The organism is Micromonospora sp. NBRC 110009 (assembly GCF_030518795.1).
In the GTDB taxonomy this organism is placed as follows: Bacteria; Actinomycetota; Actinomycetes; order Mycobacteriales; family Micromonosporaceae; genus Micromonospora.
Window position 1 is genome coordinate 5785187 of the sequence record NZ_CP130427.1, and the last position, 25750, is coordinate 5810936.

Genomic DNA, 25750 nt, shown 5'->3' on the forward strand with positions numbered 1-25750 from the left:
GCCGCCCGATTTCCTCGACCTACCGGAGTCGGGCAGACGGGCGTGGTAGGACTGCGTGGGTGGCGGAGACGGGCAGCGGACCGGCGCGTGCCGCGAGGCTGTTGCGCGAGGGCGGCGGGCCAAGCCGCGCCACGTTCCTGGAGCTGTTCTTCGACCTGATCTTCGTTTTCGCGCTCGCCCGCATCTCGGAGCGGCTCGTCGACGACTTCGTTTCGGCGGGGCCGGTCCTGGCGGCGGCCGGCCAGACGACGGTGCTGCTGTTGGCGATCTGGCTGGTGTGGTTGCAGGCCGCCTGGGTGACCAGCCGGTACGACCCCGACCGGCCGGCCATCGAGCTGATCATCGTCGGCATCATGCTCGGTACCCTGCTCATGGCCGTCGCCACGCCCGAGGCGTTCAGGTCGCGGGCGCCGGTGTTCGCCGTCGCGTACGTCGCGGTGCAGGTCGGCCGCTCACTCGTCCTGGTGATTCTCCTGCGGGGACACGAGCAGCAACGGATTCCCGCCCGACTCCTGTGGTGGTCCGCCGTGTCGGCCGTGCCGTGGCTGGCGGGCGCGGCCCTCGCCCCAGGCGCGGCCACCGTGGCGCTGTGGACGTTCGCCGTGGCCCTGGACTACCTGGCCCTGCTACTCGGCTGGCCCACGCCCCGGCTCGGCCCCTCGCGCATCGGGGGATGGCGGATCGCCGCCGAGCACCTGGCGGACCGGTACCAACAGTTCCTGATCATCGCGCTCGGTGAGGCGTTCGCGCTCGTCGGCCTGGCCTTCGGCCGCAGTGCGCTGACCCCCGACCGCACCGTGGGTTTCCTGGTCGCCTTCGCCAGCACGGTGCTGTTGTGGCGGGTCTACTTCTTCCGCGCCGGGTTCGTGCTGCGTGAGGCGGTGGCGGTGGCCCGCCGCCCGGCCAAACTCAGCGAGGTCGCGGCCTACACCCACCTGGCGATGGTGGCCGGCATCCTGGCCACCGCCGTCGGGCACGAACTCGTCATCGACGAGCCCCACGCGCACCGGGATCCCGCCTGGCTCAGCGTCATCCTCGGCGGCCCCGCCCTGTTCATCTCCGGGCGGACCTGGCTCGAACAGCACATCTTCGGCCGCATGTCCCGACCTCGCCTCGCCGGGCTGATCGCGCTGCCCGCCCTGGCGCCGGTGCTGGCCCTCGCGCCGCCCCTGGTCGCCACGTCGGTGGCCACCCTCGTCCTGGCGGGCGTGGCGCTCGCCGACGCGGTGCAGGAACGCCGGCGGCCACCGGGCCGCGCGATGCCGCCCGGGTGAGACCGCCGGTCAACGGCAGGGTCCACGGCCGCCGTGCCGGTGTCCGGTCGGCACGCCCTGCCCGCCGGTCACTCCCCGGTGCGTCCGTCGGCGAGCTCGCGGACGATGTCCAGGTGACCGGCGTGCCGGGCGTACTCCTGCAGGACGTGGAAGAGGATCGCGGCGAGGGTGGGGCGGCGGGCCGGGTCGGTGAACCGGCCGCCCAGCGCGGCCGGGGTCGTCAGCGGCGTCGACGCCACGATCTCCCGGGTCCGTGCCCCGCCGCGGCGCAGCGCGGCCACCAGGTCGGCCACGGTCTCGTCCGGGCCGACGTGCCAGCGGTCGTCGGCGCGGTCGCCCCACGGGTCCGGCACCGGTTCGGCGAGGAAGCCCCAGACGAACCAGCGGCGCTCCATGAAGGTCAGGTGCTTCACCAGCTCCACCGGCGTCCAGCCGGACGGCACCCGGGCCGTGCGGGCCTGCGCGTCGCTCAGCCCGCCCAGCCGGTCGGCGACCGTGTCCCGGTAGCAGTCGAGGTAGGTGAGGAAGAGCGCCGGCACGTCCGACGACGGCCCGGGCTCGGGGAACGGCACCCGCATGCCCGGCAGTATGCCGGACATGCCGCCGGGTCGGCCGGGCGTCCACCGTGCTGCGCTGGCCGGCCCGGTAACCCGGTCGGCGCGTCGGCCGATCCCTGGTAGGTTCCCTCGCCGTGACGGGGGATCGGCTCGACGGGCGCTTCGCCCGGCTCTGGACGGCGAGCACCATGTCGGCGCTGGGCAGCGGCATGGCCACCGTGGCCGCGCCGCTGTACGTCGCCTCGCGGACCGACGACCCGCTGACCGTGTCGGCGGGCGCCGCGGTGGCGTGGCTGCCGTGGCTGCTGTTCTCGCTGCCCGGCGGGGTCCTGGTGGACCGGATCGACCGGCGCCGGCTGATGGTGGTCATCGACTGGGTGCGGGTGGCCGTGCTGGCGGTGCTGGCCGCCGCGATGGTCCTCGACCGGGCCGGCGTCGCGCTGCTGTACGCGGTGCTGTTCGTGGTCAACACCGGCGAGGTGGTGTTCCGCACCGCCGCCCAGGCGGTGGTGCCGGCGGTGGTACCCCGGTCGAGGCTGGAACGGGCCAACGGCTGGCTGGGCGGCGGCACCCAGGTCATGCAGAACATGGTCGCCGGCCCGCTGGGCGGGTTCCTTTTCGTGGTGGCCGCCGCCATTCCGTTCGCCGTCAACGCCGGCACCTACGCCCTCAGCGCCGTGCTGGTCGGGCTGCTCGCCGGGACGTACCGTGGCGCGCCGGAGGTGGGCGCACGCCGCTCAGTCCGGGCCGAGGTCGCCGAGGGGTTCCGCTGGCTGCTGTCGCAGCGGCTGCTGCGCACCATGACCCTGCTGATCGGGCTGCTCAACGTCACCCTCACCGCCGCGCTCGCGGTGCTGGTGCTGCTGGCCACCGAGCGGCTCGGCCTCGGCTCGGTCGGCTACGGCGCCCTGTTCACCTGCCTGGCGGTCGGCGGGCTGCTCGGTTCGGCCGTCGGCGACCGGCTGGTCGCCACGATCACGGCCACCTGGACCGTCCGGATCGGCCTGCTCATCGAGGCGGGCCTGCACCTGGCCCTGGCCGCGTCGCGCAGCGCCGCGGTCGTCGGGGTGGCGCTGTTCGCCTTCGGGGTGCACGGCGCGCTGTGGAACATGGTGGCGAACTCGCTGCGGCAGCGGCTCACCCCACCCGCGCTGATGGGCCGGGTGGGTAGCACGACCCTGTTCATCGCCGCCGGTGGTAACTGCGTCGGCGCGCTGCTCGGCGGGGTGGTCGCCGACCGGTTCGGGATCACCGCGCCGTACTGGGTCGGCTTCGTGGTCGCCGTCGCGGTCATCGCGGTGACCTGGCGGGTCTTCAACCGGGCCACGGTGGCCGCCGCGTACGCCGATCCCGCTGCCACGCGCGACACCGCGGCCGTCGGCTGAACCGGCTCAGGTGAGCGGCGGCACCGGCAGCGTGGCGCCCTCCGCGGCCGCCCGGTGCGCCAGCTCGATCAGCGCCACCACGTCGACCGCCTCGGCCGGGTCCACCGGCAGCGGCGCCCCGTCCCGCACCGCCGCCGCGACCTGGGCGTAGAAGTCCTGGTAGCGGCCCGCCTCGGTGGGCACCGCCCGCAGCTCGCCGTCGACGCCGAGCCGCCCGTACCGGTCGGGGTCGACCTCGCCCCAGCCCGGCGTGCCCGGCCGGCCGCCCGCGCGCAGCGCCGCCTCCTGCGGATCCAGCCCGTACGTGGTGTAGGCGGCCCGGTCACCGAGCACCCGCAGCCGCGGCCCGAGCTGCGCCGTCACCGCGCTCATCCACAGGTGGGAGTGGACCCCGCCGGCGTGGGTCAGCGCGACGAACGCGTCATCGTCCACCTCGGCGCCCGGTCGTCGCCGGTCCACCTCGGCGTAGACCCGGGTCACCGGCCCGAACAACTGGACCGCCTGGTCGACCAGGTGCGCGCCCAGGTCGAACAGTGCCCCGCCGGCCTCGCCGGGCGCCGCGCTCTCCCGCCAGCCCGGCTTGATCGCCGGGCGCCACCGCTCGAACCGCGACTCGAACCGGGCCACCCGGCCCAGCTCGCCCGCCTCGACCAGCCGGCGGACGGTCAGGAAGTCACCGTCCCAGCGGCGGTTCTGGAAGACCGTCAACGGCACGCCCGCGGTCTTCGCCTCCTCGACCAGCGCCCGGCCCTCCGCTGCGGTGGGCGCCAGCGGCTTGTCCACCACCACCGGCAGTCCGGCCGCCACCGCGGCCCGGGCCGTCGGCACGTGCTGCCGGTTCGGCGTCGCCACCACGATCAGGTCCAGGCGGTCGGCGGCCTGCCAGAGCTGGTCGGCGTCGTCGGCCAGGCGGGCGTCCGGGTGCTCGGCGCGCACCTGCTCGCGGCGCTCCGGATCGCGGGTCACCACGGCGTCCAGCCGCAGCCCGGGCGTGGCGGCGATCAGCGGGGCGTGGAAATACCGCCCGGCCACCCCGTATCCCAGCAGCCCCACCCGCAGCGGCGCCTGCGCCATGCCGTCCCCCCGTCGTCGGTGATCTCCCCCGGAATCTACCCGCGGGCGGTGGGGTCGCGGGCGGCGGCCGGCCGGGGTGTGGCAGCGTGGTCGGGTGGACGCATCCCCAGTCGACGTCGACCTCGCGCTGGTGGGCGGTGGGGGCGCCGCCTCGCTGCTGCTGGCCGCCCTCGACCGGCACGGGCTGACCGGCCTGCGGGTGGCCGTGGTCGACCCGGTGCACAAGCGCGGCCAGGATCGCACCTGGGCGTTCTGGGGCGTCCCCGGCACCGACCTCGACCCGCTGCTCAGCGCCGCGTGGTCGCGGGTCGACGTGGTCACGCCCGCCGGCCGCCGCGTCCTGTCGCTCGCCCCGTTGCGGTACGCGATGCTCCGCTCCGCCCCGGTCTACGACCGGGCTGCCGCCGCCGAGCGCCGGCTGGGCGCCGTGCGGATCGGCGCGCCGGCCGGGGAGCTGCGCGACGACGGCCAGCGGGTGACCGTGCACGACCCGCAGGGGCGGCCCCTGGTGCGGGCCGGGTGGGTGCTCGACTCCCGGCCCCGGCCGCCGGAACGGCCCGGGCGGACCAGCTGGCTGCAGCACTTCCGCGGCTGGTGGCTGGCGGCCGAGCGGCCCACCTTCGACCCGGCGCGGGCGGTGCTGATGGACTTCCGCACCCCGCAGCCCGCCCGGGGCGTCTCGTTCGGCTACGTGCTGCCGGTCAGCGACCGGTACGCCCTGGTCGAGTACACCGAGTTCTCGCCGGCGCTGCTCGACGGCGCGGCGTACGACGCGGCGCTGCGCGGCTACGCCGGGCTGCTCGGCCTGGACCTGACCGCGCTGCGGGTCCGGGAGGTGGAGCACGGGGTGATCCCGATGACCGACGGCCCGTTCGTCACCCGACCGTCGGCCCGGGTGGTCCGGCTCGGCACGGCCGGCGGGGCCACCCGCCCCGCCACCGGGTTCACCTTCGCCGCGATGCTCCGGCAGGCCGACCAGGTCGCCCGCGCGCTGGCCGCCGGCCGGCCGCCGGTGCCGGCGCCCGCGTACCCGCGCCGTCACCTGTGGATGGACGCGGTGGCGCTGCGCGCGCTGGACCGGGGGCACGTCGGCGGGGTCGAGTTCTTCGAGCGGCTCTTCGACCGCCAGCCGGCCGAGCGCGTGCTGCGCTTCCTCGACGGGGCCACCTCCCCGGCGGAGGAGCTGGCGGTGATGCGGTCCAGCCCGCTGCTGCCGATGACCGGCGCGGTGCTCGGCGACGCCGTCGACCGGCTGCGCGCCCGGCTGCGCCGCGACCCGGCCCCGGCGCCGCAGGCCGGCTCATAGCAGGCCGGCGCGCTGCCGTCAGCGACCGAGTTCCGCGGCCACCCGGTCGCGGATCAGCACCCGGAGCCGCTCCATCGGGTCGCCGTCGCCCGCGCCGAGCCGGTTGCGCACCGCCGCCACAGTCAGCCCCAGTGCCGGGTACGCGAACGCGAGGCTGCCGCCGCTGCCGGCGGTGCCGAACGACCCGTCCGCGTCGACGGCGTACCCGAGGCCGAAGGTCGCCTCCTGCCCGAACACCCACTCCTCGGCGCGCACCGCCACCGCCGAGACCTCGCCGAGGCGCTCGGGTGAGATCAGCCGGACCCCGTCGACCGGGCCGAGCAGCGCCGCGTACATCCGGGCCACCGCGCGGGCGCTCATCGTGCCGACCGCCGGCACGTCCGCCCGCAGCACGTCCGGGCGGCTGCCGATGGTGGCGTCGGGGCGCACCGCGGGCGGGGCGACCGCGTCGAAGTTCGGCAGGTTGGCGCCCGCCCACGTCATCAACGCGGCCAGGCCGGCGTCCTCCAGCCGGGCCAGCCGGGGCAGGTCCGCCTCGGGCACCCCGAGGAGAAGCTCGCCGGTCATCCCGAGCGGCCCGGCCACCTCCTCGGCCAGGACCTGCGAGATCGGCTTGCCGGTGACCCGCCGGACCACCTCGCCGACGATCCAGCCGAACGTCCACGCGTGGTACGCCAGCCGCTCGCCGGGCGCCCACCGGGGCGCGGCGTCGGCGATCAGCGCGCACATCCGGTCCCAGTCGGTGAAGTCCTTTGGCTTGATGCCGGTCGGCAGCGCCGGCAGCCCGGCGGTGTGGGTGAGGGCGTGCCGCAGCGTGATCGCGTCCTTGCCGTGCCGGGCGAACTCGGGCCACACCTCGGCGACGCGCAGGTCGTAGTGGAGCCGGCCCCGCTCGGCGAGGACGTGCACGACGGTGCTGGTGAGGCCCTTGCCGGTGGAGACGGCGTGGATCGGGGTGTCGGCGGTGAGCGGGCGCCCGGTGGTGGGGTCGGCCAGGCCGGCCTGCTCCGCGACGATCGGTTCGCCGTGCAGGTAGGCGGCGACCTGCACCCCGGCCTCCCGGCCGGAGGAGACCAGCTCGTCGATCGTCGTGCGTACCTCGGCCCGCAGGCCGGCCCAGCGTGCGTCCATGATCAGCGAGCCTGCCAGAGCGCCGCACGGCCGTCCCGCGGTTTTCCGTCGCCGGTCAGCAGCCGGGCGCGGAGGGCCGCGACGAGGTCGTCGTCGACGCCGAGCCGGTCGGCGGCGTAGCCGCGCACCGACCCGTGGCCGGCGGTCAGGTCGGCCAGGAACAGTCGGATGATCTCGGCGGGTGCCCGCCCGTACGCCGGCCAGCGCAGCGCCCCGCCGGGGTTCCGCTCCCGCCACTCCGCGACCAGCCGGTCCGTGGCCAGCTCGGTCAGCGCGAAGTCCTCGGCGATCTGGTCCTCGTCCACCCCGAGCAGGGCCAGCAGCAGCGCGGCGAGCAGGCCGGTGCGGTCCTTGCCGGAGGCGCAGTGGAACACCAGCGGGTGGTCGCCCTCGGCGATCACCTCCAGGGCCCGGCTCAGCTCGGCCGTTCCGTCGGCGGCCACCTCGGCGTACCGGTCGGCCAGGTAACGCCACGGGTCCACGTCCGGGTCGATCTCGGCCTGGACGTACGGGCGGTGCTCGATGCTGAGGTTGTGCCAGGCGACGCCGAGGCTCTCCGGCGCCCGGCCGCGGTCCGCGATCTCCCACGGGTAGCGCAGGTCGACGACGGTACGGATGCCGAGCGCGCCGAACCGGGCCAGGTCCCCGGCGTCCAGTTTGCTCAGCGAGTCCGACCGGTAGAGCCGGCCCCAGGCGACCGTCCGGCCGTCGTCGGCGCGCCAGCCCCCCAGATCGCGGAAGTTGTGCAGCCGGGTGAAGGGGATGTGCCGGTTCATGATCACACCGTATCCGGCGCGGGCGGGTCGCCCGGTCCCGGCGGTGGGCGTACCGGGTAGGTTGCCGGCATGGCGGAGGCGGTGACCGGCAAGGTCGTGGAGATCTGGACCGACGGGGCGTGCAGCGGCAACCCCGGTCCCGGCGGCTGGGGGGTGGTGCTGCGCTGGGGTGCGCACGAACGCGAGCTGTGCGGCGGCGAGGCGACCCCGACCACCAACAACCGGATGGAACTGACCGCCGCGATCCAGGCGCTGGAGAGCCTGACCCGGCCGGTCACCGTGCGCCTGCACACCGACAGCACGTACGTGCGCAATGGCATCACCGGCTGGCTGGCGTCCTGGAAGCGCAACGGCTGGGTGACCGCGGCGAAGCAGCCGGTCAAGAACGCCGACCTGTGGCAGCGGCTGGAGGCCGCCTGCGCCCGGCACGAGGTGACCTGGCTGTGGGTGAAGGGCCACAACGGACACCCGGAGAACGAGCGGGCCGACGCGCTGGCCAACCGGGGCATGGCCGAGGCCCGCGCGGCGGTGACATCCCGAAGCTGACGCGGCGCGGCTGGGTCCGGCTCAGCGCTCCGGGCGGCCCTCCTCGATCTCCTCCGGTTCGTTCGCCGGGTCGCCGGTGCCGGAGACCGCGGCCACGTCGTAGCCGGCCCGGCTGATCTCCCGGGCGGAGCGGCGCTCCTCCGCCGGCAGGTCGGCGAAGTCGTCGCCGGTGTCGTCCGTGGTGTGCAGGGACTCGCCCGGCGGGCGCAGCGACGCCTCGTAAGCGGTGGCGCCGTCGGGTTCGTCGGTGGCCGCGCGGCCGAAGGACTGTTCACTCGTCATGTCGCACTCCTGCCCACCTCGCCCCGGGGCAAACGCTCAGCGCGCCGCGTCCGGGTGTGTCGGCATCGAGGAGCCGCCGGAGCTGCTGCCCGACGCCCCGCCGGCGACCCCGGAACCGTCGTCCTCGGTCACCTCGTCCGGCTTCGGCGCGCCCGGCTCCGGTGCCGGCACGTCCGTGTCCGCCTCGACCTGGACCAGCCGGGCCTGGCCGGCCTCGTCCTCGGCGTGCGCCGGATCCATCGGCTGTTCGCTCTGCCGTACCCGATATCTCACCCGTCCGCCCCCCGTCCGTGCCGCGGTCGCGGTCGCCACCGGCTACCCGGCACCGCTGGGGTGAAACGTCCCCGGCCGCCGCGTTCGTCAGCGCCGGCGGCGGCCGGCGGACCGCCGGCCGGCGGCCGGCCGGACCGGGGTGACGGTCAGGGTCCAGTGGGCGGGGCGGCCCAGGCGGGGCGGCAGCACGGTCCGGTGATCGCCGCGCGCGGCGTCGAGCTGGGACTGGTGCAGGAAGAGGCACCGGCCCAGGTCCGCCCCGCGCAGGTCGGCGCCGCGCAGGTCCGCCCCGGTCAGGTCGGCCGTGCCGAGGTCCACCCCGCGCAGGTCCGCGCCGATCAGGCAGGCGCCCCGCAGGTTCGCCCCGGACAGGTCGGCCCGGCGCAGGTCCGCGCCGATCAGCACCGTCCCGCGTCGGTCCACGCCCTGCCGTCCGTCCCGGGCCGCCTCGCCGGCCCGGGAGAGCAGCCGGTTGACCCGGTCCCGGTGCGCGTCGACGTCCAGGGCGAGCAACTCCTCCGGGGTGCCGTCGGTGAGCCGCCCGGTCTCCGTCAGGGCGGCCGCCAGGTCGTCCCGCAGCGCGCCCGCCGGGGTCAGCGCGGCCGCCTCGGTCAGGTACCAGAGCAGCTCGTGCAGCGGCCGCAGCACCGCGAAGGTGTCGAACATCCGGCGCGCGGTCGCGGGGTCGTCCCGCCAGTCCCGCCCGCCGAAGGTTTCCTGGACCAGGTGCTGACCGGCGCCGAAGCAGTCGAACACCGTGCAGCCGGGGAAGCCCCGCTGCCGCAGGTCGCGGTGGATGCCGCAGCGGGAGTCGGCGCCCAGATTCGGGCAGGGCCGCCCGGCGGGCTTGTCGATGGCGAAGTCGGCGGAGGCGGCGAAGGCCGGCGCGACGCAGCAGATCCCGGAGCAGCGGGAGCAGTCGGCGCGCAGCTCGCGGCGTCCGCCGTCCGCCGGCCGTTGCCGCGTCTCCGACATACCCGCCCCCTGTTCCCTATCCGCTGGTCGCGCGCCCGCCCGGTCCATTCTCCGCCGCCGTCGACGGGGCCGGGGCGGCGGGTCGGATCGGTGTGACCTCGCCTGCCCGGCGCCCCGCCCGTTCCGACCCGCGCTGGCGGTCCGGCTCCGTATCGTGACGGTGACCGGAAGGGGCGGCGGGATGGACGAGGACGCGCGGGAGCAGGCCCTGCTCACCGCCCTCACCACCGAGCACTTCGTGCTGCAGACCTCGCGCAGCGCCACCATCACCGAGTCGGTGGGGCGGACGACGATCTTCCTGTCCCTGCTCTCCGCGGCGCTGATCGGGCTGGGCTTCGTCTCCGGCACCGGACACCTGCTGCGGCCCTATCTCGGCGCGGTGCTGCCGACCCTGGTGATCACCGGTCTGCTGACCTTCGGCCGGCTGGTGCAGAACATGGTGGAGAACTCGCTGGACCTGCAGCGGATCCAGCGCATCCGCGGCTGGTACCACCGGCGGTTCGCCGCCGACCAGGAATTCTTCGCCGACGCCCTGGCCGGCGGGGGCGGCCGGGGGGCGATCTGGGCGGCGGTGGGCGAGCGGCCGCGCCGTGCGCACCTGCTGCTGACCACGGCCGCGCTGGTCGGCGCGGTCAACGGGCTGCTGATCGGGCTCGGCGTCACCCTGCTGGTCGCGCTCTTCGGCGCGCCACCCGGTCCGGCGATCGCGGTGGGCGTGGTGGCGGCGCTGGCGGCCTTCGCCCTCCAGTTCAGACACATCAGCCGGGCCTCGATCGCGGTGGCGGGGTGACCGGGGCGGTCAGACGGTTCGCCAGTCGTTGGACGTCAACGCGTTGGCCTGCGGGCCCATCAGCAGCATCCCCCCGTCCACCGGCCACGACGCCCCGGTCACGTACGCCGCCGCGGGCGAGGCGAGCAGCGCCACCACCGCGGCGACCTCCCGGGCGTCCCCGGGGCGGCCCACCGGTACCCCGGGGCGGGCCTGGGTGCCCGGGTCGATGTCCTCCTGGCCGGTCATCGGGGTGGCGATCTCCCCGGGGGCGACCGCGTTCACCGTGATGCCGTCGGCGGCCAGCTCCTGCGCCATCACCTTGGTGAGCAGCCCCAGCCCGCCCTTCGCGGCGCAGTACGCCGACGAGCCGACCCGGGGGGCGTGTTCGTGCACGCTGGTGATGCTGATGATCCGGCCGCCCCGGCAGGCGGTACGCATCCGTCGCGCGGCGCGCTGGGAGCAGAGGAACGGGCCGTCCAGGTCCACCTGGAGGACCTCCCGCCACTGCGCCCAGGACACCTCGACGAAGGGGGTGGCCAGGCCGGTGCCCGCGTTGTTGACGAGCACGCCGAGCCCGCCGAGCCGGTCGGCGAGCTGGTCGACCACCGCGGCTGCCCCGGGCAGCCGGGTCAGGTCCGCCTCGGCCACCTCGCAGCGGCGGCCGGTGGCGCGCACCTCGGTGGCGGTCCGGTCGGCGCCGTCCGGGTCGCCGTACCAGGTGATGCCGATGTCGAAGCCGGCCTCGGCGAGCGCCACCGCGCAGGCCTTGCCGATGCCGGAGTCCGCGCCGGTGACGATGGCGATTCTGTCGTAGTCCTCGTATTGCTGGGGCATGACGGCGCACTACCCGGATCGGGCGAGCCGAACCAGAGGGGGTGTAACCGGTCCGGGCCTGGGTAGCCGAGCCGGATGGACCTGGTTGAGGAGTCGCCGTTCCGGTTCCGCATCGACCGGCACGACCCGATGCGGGTGCCCGGTGTGGTCTTCGCCTCCCGGTCGTTGCTGCCCGACGCCGGGGCGGACCGGTCGCTGGAGCAGGTGGCGAACGTGGCCACCCTGCCCGGCATCGTCGACGCCTCGTACGCGATGCCGGACGTGCACTGGGGTTACGGCTTTCCGATCGGCGGGGTGGCCGCCACGGACGTCGAGCAGGGGGGCGTGGTCTCGCCCGGCGGCGTCGGCTTCGACATCTCGTGCGGGGTGCGGCTGCTCGCCGCCGACCTGGACCGGGATCAGCTGCGCCCCCGGCTGGACGCGGTGATGGACGGCCTGAGCGAGTCCACCCCGCGCGGCATGGGCAAGGGCGCGGTGTGGCACCTGGCCGACCGCGCCGAACTCGACGGGGTGCTGCGCGGCGGCTCCCGGTACGCCGTCGAGCGGGGGTTCGGGGTCCAGCGGGACCTGGACCGCTGCGAGGACTACGGCGCGGTCGGCGACGCGAATCCGGCCCAGGTGAGCGAGCGGGCGGTGGAGCGCGGCGCGCGCCAGGTGGGCAGCCTCGGCTCCGGCAACCACTTCCTGGAGGTGCAGGCGGTCGAGGAGGTGTACGACGAGTCGGCGGCGGCGGCGTTCGGGCTGCGCGCCGGTCAGGTCTGCGTCATGATCCACTGCGGCTCGCGGGGGCTGGGCCACCAGATCTGCACGGACTACGTCCGGGGGATGGAGAAGGTGATGCCGGGCTACGGCATCCACGTGCCCGACCGGCAGCTCGCCTGCGCGCCGGTGTCGTCCCACGAGGGGCGGGCCTACCTGGGGGCGATGGCCGCGGCGGCCAACTACGCCCGGGCCAACCGGCAACTGCTCGCCCACGCGGCCCGCCAGGTCTTCAGCCGGGTGACCGGCTGCGACCTCGACCTGGTGTACGACATCTCGCACAACCTGGCCAAGATCGAGATGCACGACGTGGACGGCGCGCCGCGCCGGCTCTGCGTGCACCGCAAGGGCGCCACCCGGGCCCTGCCGTCCGGGCACCCGGACCTGCCGGAGGACCTGCGCCCGGTCGGGCAGCCGGTGCTGATCCCCGGCTCGATGGGCACCGGCTCGTACGTCCTCACCGGCGTGCCCGGCGCACCGGCGTGGGCCTCCACCTGCCACGGCGCCGGCCGGGTGCAGAGCCGCAAGCAGGCCACCAAGGCGGTCCGCGGCCACGACCCGCGTCGGGAGTTGGAGGCGCAGGACATCGCGGTGCGGGGCGCGTCCCGGCGCGGACTGGCCGAGGAGATGCCCACCGCCTACAAGGACGTCACCGCGGTGGTCGAAGCCGCCGAGGGGGCGGGCCTGTGCCGGCGGGTGGCCCGGCTGGTCCCGCTCGGCGTGGTGAAGGGCTGAGCCGCCTCACACGTCCAGGGTCACCGCGCCGCACCAGCCCGCGCCATCCCGGCCGAAGCGCAGCTCGTGCAGGGACACCGCCTTCGGGACCGCGCCGACCAGCTCCACCGCGTCCGTGCCGGTGGTCCGCCAGAGCACCGCCAGGCCGCCGTCGTCGGCCGCCCGCACCTCCGTCGCCAGGGGCAGCTCACCCTCCGTCTCCATCCGGAAGATCACCTCGTCGAGCACGCCCACCAGCAGGTCGGGGTCGTCGCCCGGCGGCACCCGGAACTCGGCCTCCCCGTCCGCGACGGCCCCCGTGGTGTCCACGAAGCTGTCCACCAGCGCGGCCACCGCCTCGGCCACGCAACCCTCCCGGTCCGGTGCCCACGCCTCGATGCGGACGTCGGCGGTGTGCGGGATCATCCGGTGCCCCCGGGGCGGTCGTCGCTCCATGCCCCGATCATGCCGCCGCCGACCGGGTGCCCCACCGGTTTTGTCGCAGCGGGTCGCTAGGGTGCCAGGCATGATCGCCGATGATTCCGACGCCGTGACCGTCACCTTCCTCAGCATGATGCGCGCCGTGCTGCGCGCCGAGAAGGTCGGCGAGGACACCCTCGGCCGCACGGTCGAGCTGGCCCGGCGGTGGTGGGGCACCGGCGACGCGGCGGACGCGCAGCTCGCGGCCGCGCTGCGCGAGCTGCACGGCGAGCCGGTCGACATCGACGACCCCCGCCAGGTCGCCGACGAGGCGACCGCGCTGGCCGCCGAGGGCGGCCTGCTTCTCCGGCCCGACCCCCGGGGAGCGGCCATCGCCCGGTTCGCCGCCAACGCCCGCCGCCTGCGCCTGGGCGAGCTCACCCCCGCCGAGTTCGACGAGCTCACCCGCCCCGACGACGGGGATCACCCCGGCGCCTGAGCCGCTCCCGCCGCAGCACTTCGGGCCGGCAGGTCGCCCGCCGCGCGTCCGCCGACGTGGGATGTCACCTCACCGCCCGCTCGTCGGTCGTACCGGATGCAGCGACTGACACGGGAGGGGACGATGTGGACCCACAGGAACAGGTCAGACAGGTGTACGCCGCCTCCGCGGCGCGCCTGGTGGCCCAGCTGTACGCGATGACCGGCGACTACGCGGAGGCGCAGGACGTCGTGCAGGAGGCGTTCGTCCGGGCGCTGGCGCGTCCGGGGCGGTTCCGGCAGGTGGCGAACCCGGAGGCGTGGCTGCGGACGGTGGCGTTGAACGTCGCCCGGTCCCGCTACCGCCGCCGGGCATTCCTGCACGGGCTCGTCCGCTCCGGCCGGTTGGACCCCGCGCAGCGCACCGCGCCGGACCTGTCGCCGGACCACGTCGCCCTGGTGGCGGCGTTGCAACGGCTGCCCCGGCAGGCCCGCGAGACCGTCGTGCTGCACCATCTCGCGGACCTCCCGGTCAGCGAGGTGGCCGCCGTGCTGGGCTGCTCGGTGGAGGCGGTGAAGACTCGCCTGGTGCGGGCCCGCCGGGCCCTCGCCGATCACCTCGGCGACGCCGCCCCGGCGCACCTCATCCCGACGGGCCGGTCCGGCCGCTCCTCGCTGTCGCAGGACCAGGAGGCCCCTCATGCCTGAGCTCGACTTCGCCGGGCTGAACGCCGCCGCCCAGGCCGCTTTCAAGCCGCACTTCGACCAGGTGGCCGCGCGAGCCCGGCGGCGGCGCCGCCGGATCCTGACGGTCGCCACGCTGGCCCTGCTGGTGACCGGTTCGGGGGTCGCCGTGGCGGCCCGACCGGACGGCGGGGCCGCGCCCGCGCCCGGATTCGGCCCCGACCGCACCCCCGCCTTCATCCCCACCCCGGGCGGCACGCCCACCCCTGGCCCGGCTCGCCAGGTCCTCACCGGCCGCCCCTCCGCCGGCGACCTGGACCACGTCTACCTGCGCTGGACCGAGTGCCGTAACGGTTGCCCGCTGCGCTGGGCCGGCACCGACGACGGGGGCCGGCACTGGCGCACCGGGGCGTTGCCGGTCCCGGACGACGCGATGGTGGACCTGCGCGCGGTCGGGCCCCGCACCCTGGTCGCCTGGTACCTCTCCAGCTCCGCCCCCGACAGCCGGTCGGCCCGCTGGGCGGCGAGCAGCGACGGCGGGATCACCTGGCGGCAGGTCACCGTGCAGCAGGTGGGCGCGCTGCCGGCCGGCTGGCGGGTGCTTGCCCGTGAGCCCGGTCCGAGCGACGAGGCCCTCGTCGCCGTGGATCCGGTCACCGGGGACGTCGCGCAGCTCGCGAAGCGGTCCACGCTGCGCGCCGCGGTTGCCGTCGACAGCGTGCCGGCCATGGCCGGTCTCTGGGTCAGCGGCCGTACCGGTCAGGTCGTCGGCGACGGCGGCCGGATCATCTGGACCGGCAGCGCCGTCGAGGTGAGCCGCGACGGCGGCCGGACCTGGCGGCGACACCAGTTCCCCGACGGGCTGACCGCCTCCGACGACCTGGGCGGCCCCGCGGTGGCCACGCGGGACGGTCGCACCGTGTACGCGGTCGGGCGGGTCCGCGGCGCCCTGGTGGTGTGGCGCAGCACGGACGGCGGCGAGAAGTGGACGCGTACGGCCGGGACGGCCGACGTCGGGGAGCGCACGATCCGCGCGGCGCTGCGGCCCGACGGGGTGCTGATCGTCCAGGCCGGCATCTCGGCGGCGGAGGACCCGCTGATGTTCGCCAGTTCCGACGACGGCGCGACGCTGCGTCCCACCACCCTCGGACCGGGCGCCGACCCGCGACCGGTGTCCGGCGGGTACGTGCAGACCGGCTGGCCGGACAGCAAGGGCGCCTGGCTCTCCGCCGACGGCGTCACCTGGCGCTGGCTGGACCCGCCGGCGCTGCCCTGACCGGTGCTCCCGGCGGCGGCCGCCGCACCACCGCCGGGAGCCCTCTCACCCGGCCGTCGCCAGCGCGAACTCGGGCGCGTCGGCGGTGAGCACCGCCGTCCTTGCCGGCACGGCGAGCGCGTCCGCCAGCTCGGCGAGCATCCGGCGCACCGTCTCCGCCCCGCCCTCGTGCATCGCCTCGATGACCACCAGCACCTCACCGGTGCCGTGGCGGACCGCCGACCAGCCGCTCTGCCGGTGCGTCCAGCGCCGGGAGTGCGCCCGCCCGGCCGAGTCGGCGAAGACGAACTCGCCCGGCTCGGGGTGCTCCTCGTCCCCGCCGAGGGTCTGGTACGTCTCCTCGCCGGTGGCCGGGCGTACCGCGAGGTCGCCTGTGATCCGACCGACGTCGAGCACGGCCACCGGCACCGCGTACCCGAGGGAGAGGGCATTGCCCAGGTCGACCAGGGGGTGCAGGCGCGGCAGTTCGCCGTCGCGGCGGAAGCGGCGCAGCAGCGACTCGGCCGCGCACCGGTAGCGGGTCGGCGGCAGCCCCATCCGGGCGAAGGCCCGCCGCCACGCCTGGATCTCCGGGAACCCGCCCTCCGGGCCGGCGGCGAGACGGGCCCGGGCCGTATCGGCGTGGCGGGCCAGCGATCGTCCGATGTCGACGGTGCGGGCAACCCCGGTGACGTGCAGGACACCGCAGCTCAGCTCGGGGAACGTCGACCAGACCTGCGGCGAGTGCCGGAAACGCACGGGAGGCTCCTAACGGGCGGTGAGGGCCAGGCCGAGGCCGAGGGCGAGGAAGCTGCCGGCGAAGCCGTGCCGCAGCAGCCGGGTCAGCCGGGGCCGGGCGAGCACCCGGCGCCGGAGCGCGCCGGCCAGCACGGCGAAGCCGGCGAAGACGACGAGGGTGACCAGCATGAAGACGCTGCCGTGGACCAGCATTCGGGTCGTCGCGGCCGGCGAGTCCGGCGGCACGAACTGCGGTAGGAACGCCACGAAGAACACGGTCACCTTGGGGTTGAGCAGGTTCACCAGCACCGCGTCGCGGATCACCCGGGCGGCCGGCCGGGGCGGGCGTCCGTCGTCGACCGGCAGCGGGGCCCGCTCGCGCAGCGCGGACCAGGCCATCCAGAGCAGGTACGCCACGCCCAGCCAGGTCACCACCCGGTACGCCGGGGTGCCGGCGCGCAGCACGGCGGCGAGACCGGTGAGCGCGGCCGCCAGGTGCGGCAGGAGGCTCGCCGTGCAGCCGACCGCGGCGAGGAGCCCGGCCCGCCGGCCGGCGGCGAGCGCGGTGGAGAGCGTGTACACCACCCCGGTGCCCGGGGTGAGCACCACGACCAGCGTGGTCAACAGAAAGGCGATACTCACGACGTCCAGCCTGCGGCCATAATGGCCCGGTGGACAGGGCCAAACCGCACGAGGCCGACGGGTCCATAACGGCCGGTGCCGACTTCCTTCAGCTCGACGTGGGCGACGCCCCGCCCGGCGGCCGGGCCGACTGGCTGGCCGGGCGGCTGCGCGCCGCGATCGCCGACGGCTGGGTGCCGGTCGGTGCTCGCCTGCCGGCCAGCCGGGTCCTCGCCGCCGAGCTGGGCGTCTCCCGCGGCGTGGTGACCGAGGCGTACCAGCGGTTGACCGAGGACGGCCCCGTGGTGGGGCGGGGCCGGGCCGGGACCGTGGTGGTGGCAACCCCCGCCGCCGTGGTCACCCGGCCGCCGCGGCCGCCCGCCCGGGTCGAGGTGTTCGCCGCCCGGCCGGGCACCGACGTCTTCGACGCGCTGCGTACCGCCCCGGCGGAGCTGGACCTGACGCCCGGCGTACCCGATCTGGCGGCCTTCCCCCGCGCGGCCTGGCTGCGGGCGGAACGCGTGGTGCTGCACCGCCTCGCGCCCGCCGCCTTCGGCTACGGCGATCCGACCGGCACGCCCGCGCTGCGGCTGGCGGTCGCCACCTGGCTGGCCCGCAACCGGGGGATCCGGGTCGACCCGGCGGAGGTGGTGATCGTCGCCGGGGTGTCCCAGGCGCTCGGCCTGCTCGCCCAGGTGCTGCACGACGACGGGGTGCACACCGTGGCCGTCGAGGACCCCGGCTCCCTCGGCGTACGCCAGCACCTGCGCAACTGGCGGCTGGACACCCCACCCGTGCCGGTCGACGACCGCGGGCTCCGGGTCGACCGGCTGGCGGCGACCGGCGCCCCGGCGGTGATGCTCACCCTGGCGCACCAGTTCCCGACCGGCGCGGTGCTCGACGGTGACCGGCGCCGGGCCCTGCTGCGCTGGGCCGAGCGGGGTGGCCTGGTCATCGAGGACGACTACGACGCCGAGCACCGCTACGACCGGCCGCCGGTGCCGGCCCTGCGCGGCATGCTGCCCGAGCGGGTCTGCTACACCGGCAGCATCTCCAAGCTGCTCGCCCCGGCGCTGCGCATCGGCTGGGTGCTGGTGCCGTCCCGGCACCACGCCGCCCTGGTGGCCGCCAAGCGGATGGCCGACCTCGGCAACGCGGCCCTGCCCCAGCTCGTGCTGGCCGAGCTGATGGACTCCGGCGCGCTGGAACGGCACCTGCGGCTGTTGCGCCGCCGGCACGTCCGCCGCCGGGACGCGATGATCCGGGCGATCCGCGACCACCTGCCTGGGGCGGTCGTGCACGGCGCCGCCGCCGGCCTGCACCTGCTGGTCACCCTCCCCGGGGACGTCGACGACGCGGCGCTGGCCGCGGCGGCGCTGCGGCGGGGCGTCAAGGTGCAGCCCCTGTCGTGGCACGGGCAGCGACCGCAGCCCCCCGGCCTGGTGCTCGGCTACGCCGCCAACCCGCCCGGCGACATCGAACGCGGCATCACCGCCCTCGCCGCCGCCCGGCACGAACTCCGCTGACCGCGAACGCCCGTTGCGCGTCTCGGACGAGGTCGACCCGGACGCGAATCTCTTGATCAACCGGATGAGGGCGCTCCGGGGCGGTGGTAGAGGGCGGTGAGGGCGGCGGCGGTGTCGGCAAGCTGGTCGCGCAGGGCGGCGGGGGAGAGGACCTCCACCTCCGCGCCGAGCCGGAGCAGGTCACCGTGGGCGTGGGTGAGCGACTCGATGGGTACGACCGCCCGCACCCAACCGCCGTCGTCGGGTGGGCCGGCGGTGGCGTCCACGGCGGCGACCACCGCGTCGCTGGCGATCTCGCGCAGCCGCTCCCGGCCGCGCGGGGAGAGCCGGATGGTCGCCTCGTCCCGGTGCAGCCGGGCCCGGAAGTCCGTCACGTGCGCCCGCCACCAGCCGGGCAGGTCGAACTCGGGCCGGTCGAACGGCTCGTCCAGCGGGGTCAGGTCGAGGATCTGGTTGACCCGGTAGGTGGCCGGCTCGGGCCGGTCCGGCCGCGCGGCCACCACGTACCAGCGGCCGCCCTTGAGCACCAGCCCGTACGGCTCGAGCACCCGGGTCACCTCGCCGCTCCAGCTCCGGTAGCGCACCCGGACCCGGTGCTGCCGCCACACCGCCTCGGCGGCCGGGGCCAGGTACGGCGACGGGTCGCCGTCGGAGTACCAGCCGGGGGTGTCCAGGTGGAACCGTTCCTGGAGCCGGGCGGCCCGGTCGGCGAGCGGGGGCGGCAGCGCGGCCCGCAGCTTGAGTTGCAGGGTGGCGACGACCGGCTGGTAGCCCAGCTCGGCGGCCGGCCCGGGCAGCCCGGCGAAGAGCAGCCGGTCGGCCTCCTCGGCGGTGAGGCCGGTCAGCCGGGTCCGCCAGCCGTCGACGAGCTGGTAGCCGCCGGCGTGGCCGGCTTCCCCGTACAGCGGGATGCCGGCGGCGTGCAGCGACTCTACGTCCCGGTAGACGGTGCGCACCGAGACCTCCAGCCGGCGCGCCAGCTCGGCGGCGGTGAGCCGTCCGTGGGCCTGGAGCAGCAGCAGGATCGAGAGGAGACGACTGGCCCGCATTCCACTGACAGTAGCTGTCAGGGGAGTGGCCCTACCGTCCCGGCATGGCCTTTCACGACAAGGAACTGACCGTGCCGGAGACCCTGGAGGTCGCCGGCCGGCACGTCAAGCGCTACCACATCGATCAGCCGGACCGCCGCCTCGAACCCGCCGTGGTGGAGGCCGCGTACGCCTACCTGCCGAAGCTGCTGCCCGAGCCGGACGGGGGCACCCCGCCGGCGAGCTGGGTGGTGCTGCACCGGGGCGCGGACACCGGGGCGTACCTGCTGGCGTACAGCTGGTTCTGGGACAACGTGGTCGAGTGCCGGATCGCGATCGCCGGCCAGCCCGCCCTCGACTGCCCGGACGACGACCCGGCGCACTTCGTCCCGCTGGACCGCCCCGGCGTGGGCTGCGTCTGGGAGCTGGGCGTGCTGGAGCACGAGCGCGCCGCCTGGGTCCGGCACGTCCTCGCCCCCGACCGGCCGGACCTGGCCGGCTACCTGGCCGACAGCCGCGCCGAGGGGCCGGTGGGCCACTGATGGGCGACTTCGACTTCTTCGTCGGCAGCTGGGACGTGACCAGCCGACGGCTGCGCAAGCGGCACGTCGGCAGCGACGAGTGGGACGAGTTCCCCGGCACCTCGGTCGCGCGCTCCTTCTTCGCCGGCGCCGGCAGCTTCGACGAGATCCACTTCCCGACCCAGGGCTTCTCCGGGTCGACGATCCGGATCCGCGACGTGCAGACCGGGCTCTGGTCGATCTACTGGATGAACAGCCGGCGGGGGGTCCTGGAACTGCCGCCGGTGGTGGGCCGGTTCGTCGACGGCGTCGGCACCTTCTACGGCGACGACACCGACGAGGGGCGGCCGATCCGGTGCCGGTTCATCTGGTCGGCGATCACGCCCGCCTCCTGCCGCTGGGAGCAGGCGTTCTCCACGGACGGCGAACGCACCTGGGAGACGAACTGGGTTATGGAGTTCAGCCGAGCCGGTTGACCGCTCAGGCCGGCGGCGGCGTGGTCGTCCGGTAGATCGCGGTCAGCCAGACGTCGAGCAGCACGTCGACCACGTCCCGCTCGGCCACCGCCGGTCCGTCCCCGGCGAAGGTGGCGTACCAGACACGTTCGTTCATCGAGTTCAGCGCGATGGCGAGGTCCCGGGCGGGCAGCCCGTCCGGGGCCGCGCCGCGGCGGCGTTCGCCCTCGATGGCCGCCTCGACCGCGCGGACCCAGCGCTCGAGGACCTCGGCCCAGAGCCGGCGCACCTCGGCGTTGGTGCCGCGGACCTGGGCGCAGGCCAGCACCAGCGCGCGGTGACCGCCGAAGGTGGCGTGGAACCGGGAGATCAGCTCCCGCCAACGGGCGCGCGGGTCCTCGGCGAGCCGGTCCAGCACGTCGCCCGCGGCGGTGTTCGCCTCCTCGGTGACCCGGTCGAGCAGGGTGAGCAGCACCGCGTCCTTGGACGGGAAGTAGAAGTAGAACGTCGGCCGGGAGATGCCGGCGCCCTTCGCCAGGTCGTCGATGGAGATGTCGCCGAAGGCGCGCCGTTCCAGCAGCCGTTCGGCGGTGGCGAGGATGGCCAGCTCCCGGTCGTCGCCGGCGGAGCGGCCCGATCGCCGTCCGCGCGTCGGCGCGGCCCCGGTCGGCGTACGGGCGGTGGTCATGTGGGCTGATGCTACACCCGCTCAACACCCTGTCGATACGACTCGACAGGGTGTTGACTGGCGTCGACAGGGGTGGATAGGGTCCGGTTCGACCGCCGCCCGAACGGGAGATGCCATGGCCTCCGACCACGTCGACGTCCTCATCGTCGGTGCCGGGCTGTCCGGCATCGGCGCCGCCGTCCACCTGCAACGCGAGTGTCCCGGCAAGACGTACGCCGTGCTGGAGGCCCGGGACGCGATCGGCGGCACCTGGGACCTGTTCCGCTACCCGGGCATCCGCTCCGACTCCGACATGTACACCCTCGGCTACTCCTTCAAGCCGTGGACCAACCCGAAGGCGATCGCCGACGGCGACTCCATCCGGGAGTACGTGCGGGAGACCGCCCGGGAGCACGGCGTGTCGGAGCACATCCGCTTCCACCACCGGGTGATCCGCGCCGAATTCGACAGCGCCACCGCGCGCTGGACGGTCCACGCCCACCGCGCCGACACCGGCGAGCACGTGGTCCTCACCTGCGCGTTCCTGTTCACCTGCTCCGGCTACTACGGCTACGACGAGGGCTACACCCCCGAGTTCCCCGGCGTCGAGCGCTACACCGGCCGGCTGGTGCACCCGCAGCACTGGCCGGAGGACCTCGACTACGCCGGCAAGCGGGTGGTGGTCATCGGCAGCGGCGCCACCGCGGTCACCCTGGTCCCGGCGATGGCCGAGCAGGCCGGGCACGTCACCATGCTCCAGCGCTCACCCACGTACGTCATCTCGCTGCCCTCGCGCGACGCGCTTGCCGACGCCCTGCGGCGCCGCCTCCCCGCGAAGGCCGCGTACGCGGTGGTGCGTTGGAAGAACGTCGTGCTCGGGGTGGCCAACTTCCAGCTCAGCCGGCGCGCCCCCGGCCTGGTGAAGAAGTTCCTGCGCCGGGCCGCCCAGGGCAAGCTGCCGGTCGGCTACGACATCGACCGGCACTTCTCGCCCCGCTACGACCCCTGGGACCAGCGGCTCTGCGTGGTGCCCGACGGCGATCTCTTCACCGCGGTCAGCCAGGGCCGGGCCGAGGTGGTCACCGACACCATCGACACCTTCACCGAGCGGGGCATCCGACTCACCTCCGGTGCGGAACTGCCCGCCGACATCGTGGTCACCGCCACCGGCCTGAACCTGCTCGCCCTCGGCGGCATGCGGATCGCGGTGGACGGCGCCGAGGTCGACCTGGCGCAGACCGTCGCCTACAAGGGCATGATGCTCTCCGGCGTGCCGAACTTCGCCATGACCATCGGCTACACCAACGCCTCCTGGACGCTGAAGGCCGACCTGGTGGCCAGCTACGTCTGCCGGCTGCTGCGCCACCTCGACGCCACCGGCCAGCAGGTGGTCACCCCGCTCGCGCCGGCCTCCGGCGACCTGGTGCCGATCATCGACCTGCAGTCCGGGTACGTGCTGCGCGCCGTGGACCAGCTGCCCAAGCAGGGCCCGAATGCCCCCTGGCGGCTGCACCAGAACTACCCCCGGGACGTGCTGCTGATGCGGCACGGCCGGCTCACCGACGAGGGCGTCCGGTTCTCCCGGGCCGCCACGCCCGCCACCGACGGCGCGGCCGAGCGGCCCGCGCCCGTCGCCTGACTCCGAGGAGCGCACCGCATGCGTGACTTCGTCTTCCCCGGTGGCACCGCGGTGCTCACCGGCGCGGCCAGCGGCATCGGCGAGGCCCTGGCGCACGGGCTGGCCCGGCGCGGCGCCGACCTGGTCCTGCTCGACCGGGACGCCGAGCGGCTCGACGCCGTGGTCGCGGCGATCCGCGCGGCCCACCCCGACCGGCGGATCGAGACCCACCTGGTGGACCTCGCCGACCCCGAGGCCACCGACCGGGTGGCCGCGGAGATCCGCCGCGCGCACCCACGGATCCGGCTGTTGGTCAACAACGCCGGGGTGGCGCTGGGCGGCCGGTTCGACCAGGTCACCCTGGAGGAGTTCCTCTGGGTCATCGAGATCAACTTCCGGGCCGTGGTCCGGCTGACCCACGCCCTGCTGCCCGCGCTCAAGGCCGAGCCGGGCGCCCACCTGGTCAACGTCTCCAGCCTCTTCGGACTGATCGCGCCCCCCGGCCAGGCGGCGTACTCGGCGAGCAAGTTCGCGGTGCGCGGCTTCACCGAGGCGCTGCGGCACGAGCTGGTGGACGACGGGATCGGCGTCACGTCCGTGCATCCGGGCGGGATCCGCACCCGGATCGCGCAGAGCGCCCGGGTGGGCAGCGGCGTCTCCCGCGAGGAGTACGAGGCCGGCCGCAAGCAGTTCGAGAAGCTGCTCTCCATGGACCCGGCGAAGGCCGCTGAGGTGATCCTGCGCGGCGTGCACCGCCGGCGTGGCCGGGTGCTGATCGGCTGGTCGGCGAAGCTGCCCGACCTGCTGGGCCGGCTCGCCCCCGCCTCGTACGGGAAGGTCCTGGCCCTCGGGATGCGACCGAAGCCGGCCCCGGTGCCCGCGCCCCGACCCGCCCCGGAACCCGTCGCGCCGGAATCCGTCGCGCCCGACCCCGGGCGGTCGGCATGACCGTCGCCCTGCCGCCCGCCGACGAGCTGGCCGTGGCCGGCCGGCGGGTCCGCTGCCGGATCGCCGGCGAGGGCCCGCCGGTGGTGTTGCTGCACGGCATCGGCCGGACCCTCGAGGACTTCACCGCCCTGCACGCCGCGCTGGCCCGCGACCATCGGGTGCTCGGCGTCGACCTGCCCGGGCACGGCGGCTCCGCGCCGCTGGACGCGCCGCACACCCTGCCCGTCCTGGCCACCGCCGTCGCCGGGTTCCTGGACGCCGCCGGGGTCACCGGCCCGGTCCACCTGGTCGGCAACTCCCTCGGTGGGGCGGTGGCCATGCGGCTCGCCGCCGACCAGCCCGCGCGGGTGGCGAGCCTGGTGCTGGTCAACAGCGCCGGTTTCGGCCGGGAGGTGACGGTCGCGCTGCGGGTGCTGGCCGTGCGCCCGATCGCCCGGTTGCTGCTGCGGCCGCACCCGGCGCTCGCCCGCCGCACCGAACGGGCCATCTTCTTCGACCCGATCTACGTCACGGAGGAGCGGATCGCCACCGCGCTGGCCGCGGCCCGCCAGCCGCACGCCGCTCGGGTGATGCTGGAGCTGGTCCGGAGCCTGGGCACCTGGCGGGGCGTACGCCCCGAGTGGCGGGCCGAGCTGCTCGCCGCGGTCGCCGCTCTCGACCTGCCCACCCTGCTCGTCTGGGGCGACCGGGACCTGATCCTGCCCGCCAGCCACCTGACCAACGCGCGTACCCGGCTGCCGGGGGCCCGTCACCACCTGTTCCCGGACACCGGGCACATGCCGCAGATCGAGCGGGCCGCGGAGTTCGAGGCCCTGGTCAGGCGGTTCTGGTCGGAGTCCGGTGCCGCCGGACCAGCGTGACGGTCACCAGGACGAGCAGCACCCCGGCGACCACGTCGACCGGCGCGGCGAGCCACGGCGCCACCAGCACCAGCAGCGCCGCGCCGGGGAACAGGACCAGGTCCACGCCGCGCTTGCCCCGCAGATGCAGCGCCCAGAGGGCGAGCAGGTAGACCGCGACCGGCACGGCGGTGGCGTAGCCGACGAGCCGGCCGGAGACGTGCGCGGCGTGCAGCTCGTGGTCCACCGCCACGGCCAGCCCGGCGCCCACCGCGGCGACCGCCGCGAAGATCAGGTAGTGGCCGTAACCCCAGGACAACGCGCCCCGCAGCGACTCGGGCGGCAGCGGGCTGGGCCGGTCGAAGTAGAGCCACCAGAGCGCGAAGACGATCACGATGCCGGCCGCGGCCAGGGACCACAGCTCCGGGTTGCCGGCGTCCACCCCGCTCTGGATCGCCAGTGACGTGGAGAGCACCACCTCGCCGAGCACGATCAGGGTGAACAGCTGGAACCGCTCGGCGATGTGGTGCGGGTGCCAGGTGGTCCGGCCGCGCCGTTCGGCCACCACCGGCACCAGCAGGTCGGCCAACGCCAGCACCAGGAACACCGCCAGGCCACCCTCGTCCGGCAACAGCAGGCGCAGCAGCCAGCCGAGCTGCACCACGGTGACCCCGGCCGCGAACGTCACCGCGGTGGCCCGGCGCTCCGGGTCGCCGGCCGCGGCCCGCAGCCAGTTCACCACGGCGGCCAGCCGCATCACCACGTATCCGTAGGTGATCGTGGTGAAGTCGGCGTCGGTGAACGCGCGCGGCACCCCGGCGGCGAGGATCAACGCTCCGGTGATCTGCACCAGCGTGGTCAACCGGAAGATGTCGTCGTCCGTGTCGTACGCGGAGGCGAACCAGGTGAAGTTCATCCAGGCCCACCAGATCGCGAAGAACACGGTCAGGTAGCTGACCAGGGCGTGCCCGAGGTGCCCGGCCGCGACGTCGTGGTGCAGGCCGGCGGCCGCCTGCGCCACCGCGACCACGAAACAGAGGTCGAAGAAGAGCTCCAGCGGGGTCGCCGCCCGGTGCTCCTCGTCGGGCCGGCGGGCCCGCATCGGCCGGTGCCAGGCGCGGACGGGCGCGGTGGTGGTCAATCCGGGCTCCTCGCCGACGGCCGGTCAGCTGCGTGCCCACGATAACCAGCTCAGCCGGCCGTCGAGCCGGCGAGCGGGCAGGGATTACGCCATCGGGGACGGTCGACGTCGCACCGGCTGGCGCTGCCCGCCGTCCCGGGCCGCCGGATTTCCG

At 75.3% G+C, this 25750-nt stretch carries 29 protein-coding genes; 15 read left to right on the forward strand and 14 right to left on the reverse strand.

Translation table 11 applies throughout. From position 1 onward, the window contains the following. Positions 1-59 precede the first annotated feature (59 nt). A complete protein-coding gene (locus tag Q2K19_RS27250) occupies positions 60-1274 on the forward strand; it encodes a low temperature requirement protein A (protein WP_302764977.1) in 1215 nt (404 codons plus the stop codon). Between the two features lie 68 nt (positions 1275-1342). Here the strand turns inward: Q2K19_RS27250 and Q2K19_RS27255 are convergent, their stop codons facing one another. Then, positions 1343-1852: a DinB family protein gene (locus Q2K19_RS27255; protein ID WP_302764978.1), complete on the reverse strand. Its 510-nt coding sequence runs from the start codon at positions 1850-1852 to the stop codon at positions 1343-1345. Positions 1853-1965: 113 nt separating this feature from the next. Here Q2K19_RS27255 and Q2K19_RS27260 point away from each other — a divergent pair, with 113 nt between their 5' ends. Then, positions 1966-3216 (forward strand): MFS transporter, encoded by a 1251-nt coding sequence (locus tag Q2K19_RS27260; RefSeq protein WP_302764979.1) that lies wholly within the window; start codon positions 1966-1968, stop codon positions 3214-3216. Between the two features lie 6 nt (positions 3217-3222). On the opposite strand, the gene Q2K19_RS27265 is transcribed toward Q2K19_RS27260, so the two are convergent. Then, complete coding sequence (locus Q2K19_RS27265; protein WP_302764980.1) at positions 3223-4290, reverse strand: Gfo/Idh/MocA family protein; 1068 nt, start codon at positions 4288-4290, stop codon at positions 3223-3225. 76 nt (positions 4291-4366) lie between these two features. Here Q2K19_RS27265 and Q2K19_RS27270 point away from each other — a divergent pair, with 76 nt between their 5' ends. Beyond that, positions 4367-5596: a lycopene cyclase family protein gene (locus Q2K19_RS27270; RefSeq protein ID WP_302764981.1), complete on the forward strand. Its 1230-nt coding sequence runs from the start codon at positions 4367-4369 to the stop codon at positions 5594-5596. Positions 5597-5614: 18 nt separating this feature from the next. Here the strand turns inward: Q2K19_RS27270 and Q2K19_RS27275 are convergent, their stop codons facing one another. Next, on the reverse strand, positions 5615-6727 hold the full coding sequence (locus Q2K19_RS27275) for a serine hydrolase domain-containing protein (protein WP_302764982.1): 1113 nt from the start codon (positions 6725-6727) through the stop codon (positions 5615-5617). Between the two features lie 2 nt (positions 6728-6729). Next, positions 6730-7503 (reverse strand): tyrosine-protein phosphatase, encoded by a 774-nt coding sequence (locus Q2K19_RS27280; protein WP_302764983.1) that lies wholly within the window; start codon positions 7501-7503, stop codon positions 6730-6732. 69 nt (positions 7504-7572) lie between these two features. On the opposite strand from Q2K19_RS27280, the gene rnhA reads away from it, so the two are divergent. Beyond that, positions 7573-8049 (forward strand): ribonuclease HI, encoded by a 477-nt coding sequence (gene rnhA, locus Q2K19_RS27285; RefSeq protein ID WP_302764984.1) that lies wholly within the window; start codon positions 7573-7575, stop codon positions 8047-8049. A 21-nt stretch (positions 8050-8070) separates the two neighbouring features. Here the strand turns inward: rnhA and Q2K19_RS27290 are convergent, their stop codons facing one another. The 3 genes from Q2K19_RS27290 to Q2K19_RS27300 form a co-directional block, all read right to left on the reverse strand. Next, entirely contained in the window at positions 8071-8331 is a 261-nt protein-coding gene (locus Q2K19_RS27290) for a hypothetical protein (RefSeq protein ID WP_302764985.1), read from the reverse strand. Between the two features lie 36 nt (positions 8332-8367). Next, positions 8368-8604: a preprotein translocase YidC gene (locus Q2K19_RS27295; RefSeq protein ID WP_302764986.1), complete on the reverse strand. Its 237-nt coding sequence runs from the start codon at positions 8602-8604 to the stop codon at positions 8368-8370. 87 nt (positions 8605-8691) lie between these two features. After that, on the reverse strand, positions 8692-9579 hold the full coding sequence (locus tag Q2K19_RS27300) for a pentapeptide repeat-containing protein (protein ID WP_302764987.1): 888 nt from the start codon (positions 9577-9579) through the stop codon (positions 8692-8694). A gap of 181 nt (positions 9580-9760) precedes the next feature. Here Q2K19_RS27300 and Q2K19_RS27305 point away from each other — a divergent pair, with 181 nt between their 5' ends. Continuing rightward, positions 9761-10369, forward strand: a complete 609-nt coding sequence (locus Q2K19_RS27305) for a hypothetical protein (RefSeq protein ID WP_302764988.1) — start codon at positions 9761-9763, stop codon at positions 10367-10369. Positions 10370-10378: 9 nt separating this feature from the next. On the opposite strand, the gene Q2K19_RS27310 is transcribed toward Q2K19_RS27305, so the two are convergent. After that, complete coding sequence (locus tag Q2K19_RS27310; RefSeq protein WP_302764989.1) at positions 10379-11185, reverse strand: SDR family oxidoreductase; 807 nt, start codon at positions 11183-11185, stop codon at positions 10379-10381. A 75-nt stretch (positions 11186-11260) separates the two neighbouring features. On the opposite strand from Q2K19_RS27310, the gene Q2K19_RS27315 reads away from it, so the two are divergent. Then, positions 11261-12679 (forward strand): RtcB family protein, encoded by a 1419-nt coding sequence (locus tag Q2K19_RS27315; protein ID WP_302764990.1) that lies wholly within the window; start codon positions 11261-11263, stop codon positions 12677-12679. 6 nt (positions 12680-12685) lie between these two features. Here Q2K19_RS27315 and Q2K19_RS27320 read toward each other — a convergent pair whose 3' ends face one another. Then, entirely contained in the window at positions 12686-13114 is a 429-nt protein-coding gene (locus tag Q2K19_RS27320) for an archease (RefSeq protein ID WP_302764991.1), read from the reverse strand. A 70-nt stretch (positions 13115-13184) separates the two neighbouring features. Here Q2K19_RS27320 and Q2K19_RS27325 point away from each other — a divergent pair, with 70 nt between their 5' ends. The 3 genes from Q2K19_RS27325 to Q2K19_RS27335 all read left to right on the forward strand — a co-directional run bounded on the left by Q2K19_RS27325 (position 13185) and on the right by Q2K19_RS27335 (position 15515). Further along, positions 13185-13577, forward strand: coding sequence for a hypothetical protein (locus Q2K19_RS27325; protein ID WP_302764992.1), 393 nt, complete (start codon positions 13185-13187; stop codon positions 13575-13577). Positions 13578-13702: 125 nt separating this feature from the next. Further along, complete coding sequence (locus tag Q2K19_RS27330) at positions 13703-14263, forward strand: RNA polymerase sigma factor (RefSeq protein WP_302764993.1); 561 nt, start codon at positions 13703-13705, stop codon at positions 14261-14263. After that, positions 14256-15515, forward strand: a complete 1260-nt coding sequence (locus tag Q2K19_RS27335; RefSeq protein ID WP_302764994.1) for a sialidase family protein — start codon at positions 14256-14258, stop codon at positions 15513-15515. Before Q2K19_RS27330 ends, Q2K19_RS27335 begins: the two co-directional genes overlap by 8 nt. 45 nt (positions 15516-15560) lie before the next feature. On the opposite strand, the gene Q2K19_RS27340 is transcribed toward Q2K19_RS27335, so the two are convergent. Both Q2K19_RS27340 and Q2K19_RS27345 read right to left on the reverse strand, forming a co-directional pair. Beyond that, positions 15561-16253 (reverse strand): B3/B4 domain-containing protein, encoded by a 693-nt coding sequence (locus Q2K19_RS27340; RefSeq protein ID WP_302764995.1) that lies wholly within the window; start codon positions 16251-16253, stop codon positions 15561-15563. A gap of 9 nt (positions 16254-16262) precedes the next feature. Continuing rightward, the gene (locus Q2K19_RS27345; protein WP_302764996.1) at positions 16263-16874 is read right to left on the reverse strand and encodes a LysE family translocator; all 612 of its coding nucleotides are present in this window, start codon (positions 16872-16874) and stop codon (positions 16263-16265) included. Between the two features lie 29 nt (positions 16875-16903). Between Q2K19_RS27345 and pdxR the strand changes: the two genes are divergently transcribed. Continuing rightward, entirely contained in the window at positions 16904-18379 is a 1476-nt protein-coding gene (gene pdxR / locus Q2K19_RS27350) for a MocR-like pyridoxine biosynthesis transcription factor PdxR (protein ID WP_302764997.1), read from the forward strand. A gap of 56 nt (positions 18380-18435) precedes the next feature. Here the strand turns inward: pdxR and Q2K19_RS27355 are convergent, their stop codons facing one another. Next, positions 18436-19428, reverse strand: coding sequence for a helix-turn-helix transcriptional regulator (locus Q2K19_RS27355; RefSeq protein ID WP_302764998.1), 993 nt, complete (start codon positions 19426-19428; stop codon positions 18436-18438). 44 nt (positions 19429-19472) lie between these two features. Between Q2K19_RS27355 and Q2K19_RS27360 the strand changes: the two genes are divergently transcribed. Both Q2K19_RS27360 and Q2K19_RS27365 read left to right on the forward strand, forming a co-directional pair. Continuing rightward, entirely contained in the window at positions 19473-19949 is a 477-nt protein-coding gene (locus Q2K19_RS27360) for a hypothetical protein (protein ID WP_302764999.1), read from the forward strand. Further along, a complete protein-coding gene (locus Q2K19_RS27365; RefSeq protein ID WP_302765000.1) occupies positions 19949-20404 on the forward strand; it encodes a hypothetical protein in 456 nt (151 codons plus the stop codon). The genes Q2K19_RS27360 and Q2K19_RS27365 overlap by 1 nt, the downstream gene beginning before the upstream one ends. Positions 20405-20408: 4 nt before the next feature. Here the strand turns inward: Q2K19_RS27365 and Q2K19_RS27370 are convergent, their stop codons facing one another. Beyond that, positions 20409-21071, reverse strand: coding sequence for a TetR/AcrR family transcriptional regulator (locus tag Q2K19_RS27370; protein ID WP_302765001.1), 663 nt, complete (start codon positions 21069-21071; stop codon positions 20409-20411). Between the two features lie 115 nt (positions 21072-21186). On the opposite strand from Q2K19_RS27370, the gene Q2K19_RS27375 reads away from it, so the two are divergent. From Q2K19_RS27375 to Q2K19_RS27385, 3 genes are read left to right on the forward strand one after another with little or no spacing between them, the layout of a single operon-like run. After that, complete coding sequence (locus Q2K19_RS27375; protein ID WP_302765002.1) at positions 21187-22689, forward strand: flavin-containing monooxygenase; 1503 nt, start codon at positions 21187-21189, stop codon at positions 22687-22689. 18 nt (positions 22690-22707) lie between these two features. Further along, complete coding sequence (locus tag Q2K19_RS27380) at positions 22708-23616, forward strand: SDR family NAD(P)-dependent oxidoreductase (RefSeq protein ID WP_302765003.1); 909 nt, start codon at positions 22708-22710, stop codon at positions 23614-23616. Further along, on the forward strand, positions 23613-24476 hold the full coding sequence (locus tag Q2K19_RS27385) for an alpha/beta fold hydrolase (RefSeq protein WP_302765004.1): 864 nt from the start codon (positions 23613-23615) through the stop codon (positions 24474-24476). The genes Q2K19_RS27380 and Q2K19_RS27385 overlap by 4 nt, the downstream gene beginning before the upstream one ends. Here Q2K19_RS27385 and Q2K19_RS27390 read toward each other — a convergent pair. Next, positions 24433-25596, reverse strand: a complete 1164-nt coding sequence (locus tag Q2K19_RS27390) for a low temperature requirement protein A (protein ID WP_302765005.1) — start codon at positions 25594-25596, stop codon at positions 24433-24435. The two genes, Q2K19_RS27385 and Q2K19_RS27390, sit on opposite strands and share 44 nt — an antisense overlap. Positions 25597-25750 lie beyond the last annotated feature (154 nt).

What these genes read in the sequence shown, in the direction of transcription:
- Q2K19_RS27255 (WP_302764978.1), bottom strand. Translation starts at nt 1,852, where the DNA reads ATGCGGGTGCCGTTCCCCGAGCCCGGGCCGTCGTCGGACGTGCCGGCG.
- Q2K19_RS27265 (WP_302764980.1), bottom strand. Translation starts at nt 4,290, where the DNA reads ATGGCGCAGGCGCCGCTGCGGGTGGGGCTGCTGGGATACGGGGTGGCC.
- Q2K19_RS27275 (WP_302764982.1), bottom strand. Translation starts at nt 6,727, where the DNA reads ATGGACGCACGCTGGGCCGGCCTGCGGGCCGAGGTACGCACGACGATC.
- Q2K19_RS27280 (WP_302764983.1), bottom strand. Translation starts at nt 7,503, where the DNA reads ATGAACCGGCACATCCCCTTCACCCGGCTGCACAACTTCCGCGATCTG.
- rnhA (WP_302764984.1), top strand. Translation starts at nt 7,573, where the DNA reads ATGGCGGAGGCGGTGACCGGCAAGGTCGTGGAGATCTGGACCGACGGG.
- Q2K19_RS27290 (WP_302764985.1), bottom strand. Translation starts at nt 8,331, where the DNA reads ATGACGAGTGAACAGTCCTTCGGCCGCGCGGCCACCGACGAACCCGAC.
- Q2K19_RS27300 (WP_302764987.1), bottom strand. Translation starts at nt 9,579, where the DNA reads ATGTCGGAGACGCGGCAACGGCCGGCGGACGGCGGACGCCGCGAGCTG.
- Q2K19_RS27305 (WP_302764988.1), top strand. Translation starts at nt 9,761, where the DNA reads ATGGACGAGGACGCGCGGGAGCAGGCCCTGCTCACCGCCCTCACCACC.
- Q2K19_RS27310 (WP_302764989.1), bottom strand. Translation starts at nt 11,185, where the DNA reads ATGCCCCAGCAATACGAGGACTACGACAGAATCGCCATCGTCACCGGC.
- Q2K19_RS27315 (WP_302764990.1), top strand. Translation starts at nt 11,261, where the DNA reads ATGGACCTGGTTGAGGAGTCGCCGTTCCGGTTCCGCATCGACCGGCAC.
- Q2K19_RS27320 (WP_302764991.1), bottom strand. Translation starts at nt 13,114, where the DNA reads ATGGAGCGACGACCGCCCCGGGGGCACCGGATGATCCCGCACACCGCC.
- Q2K19_RS27325 (WP_302764992.1), top strand. Translation starts at nt 13,185, where the DNA reads ATGATCGCCGATGATTCCGACGCCGTGACCGTCACCTTCCTCAGCATG.
- Q2K19_RS27335 (WP_302764994.1), top strand. Translation starts at nt 14,256, where the DNA reads ATGCCTGAGCTCGACTTCGCCGGGCTGAACGCCGCCGCCCAGGCCGCT.
- Q2K19_RS27355 (WP_302764998.1), bottom strand. Translation starts at nt 19,428, where the DNA reads ATGCGGGCCAGTCGTCTCCTCTCGATCCTGCTGCTGCTCCAGGCCCAC.
- Q2K19_RS27360 (WP_302764999.1), top strand. Translation starts at nt 19,473, where the DNA reads ATGGCCTTTCACGACAAGGAACTGACCGTGCCGGAGACCCTGGAGGTC.
- Q2K19_RS27365 (WP_302765000.1), top strand. Translation starts at nt 19,949, where the DNA reads ATGGGCGACTTCGACTTCTTCGTCGGCAGCTGGGACGTGACCAGCCGA.
- Q2K19_RS27370 (WP_302765001.1), bottom strand. Translation starts at nt 21,071, where the DNA reads ATGACCACCGCCCGTACGCCGACCGGGGCCGCGCCGACGCGCGGACGG.
- Q2K19_RS27375 (WP_302765002.1), top strand. Translation starts at nt 21,187, where the DNA reads ATGGCCTCCGACCACGTCGACGTCCTCATCGTCGGTGCCGGGCTGTCC.
- Q2K19_RS27380 (WP_302765003.1), top strand. Translation starts at nt 22,708, where the DNA reads ATGCGTGACTTCGTCTTCCCCGGTGGCACCGCGGTGCTCACCGGCGCG.
- Q2K19_RS27385 (WP_302765004.1), top strand. Translation starts at nt 23,613, where the DNA reads ATGACCGTCGCCCTGCCGCCCGCCGACGAGCTGGCCGTGGCCGGCCGG.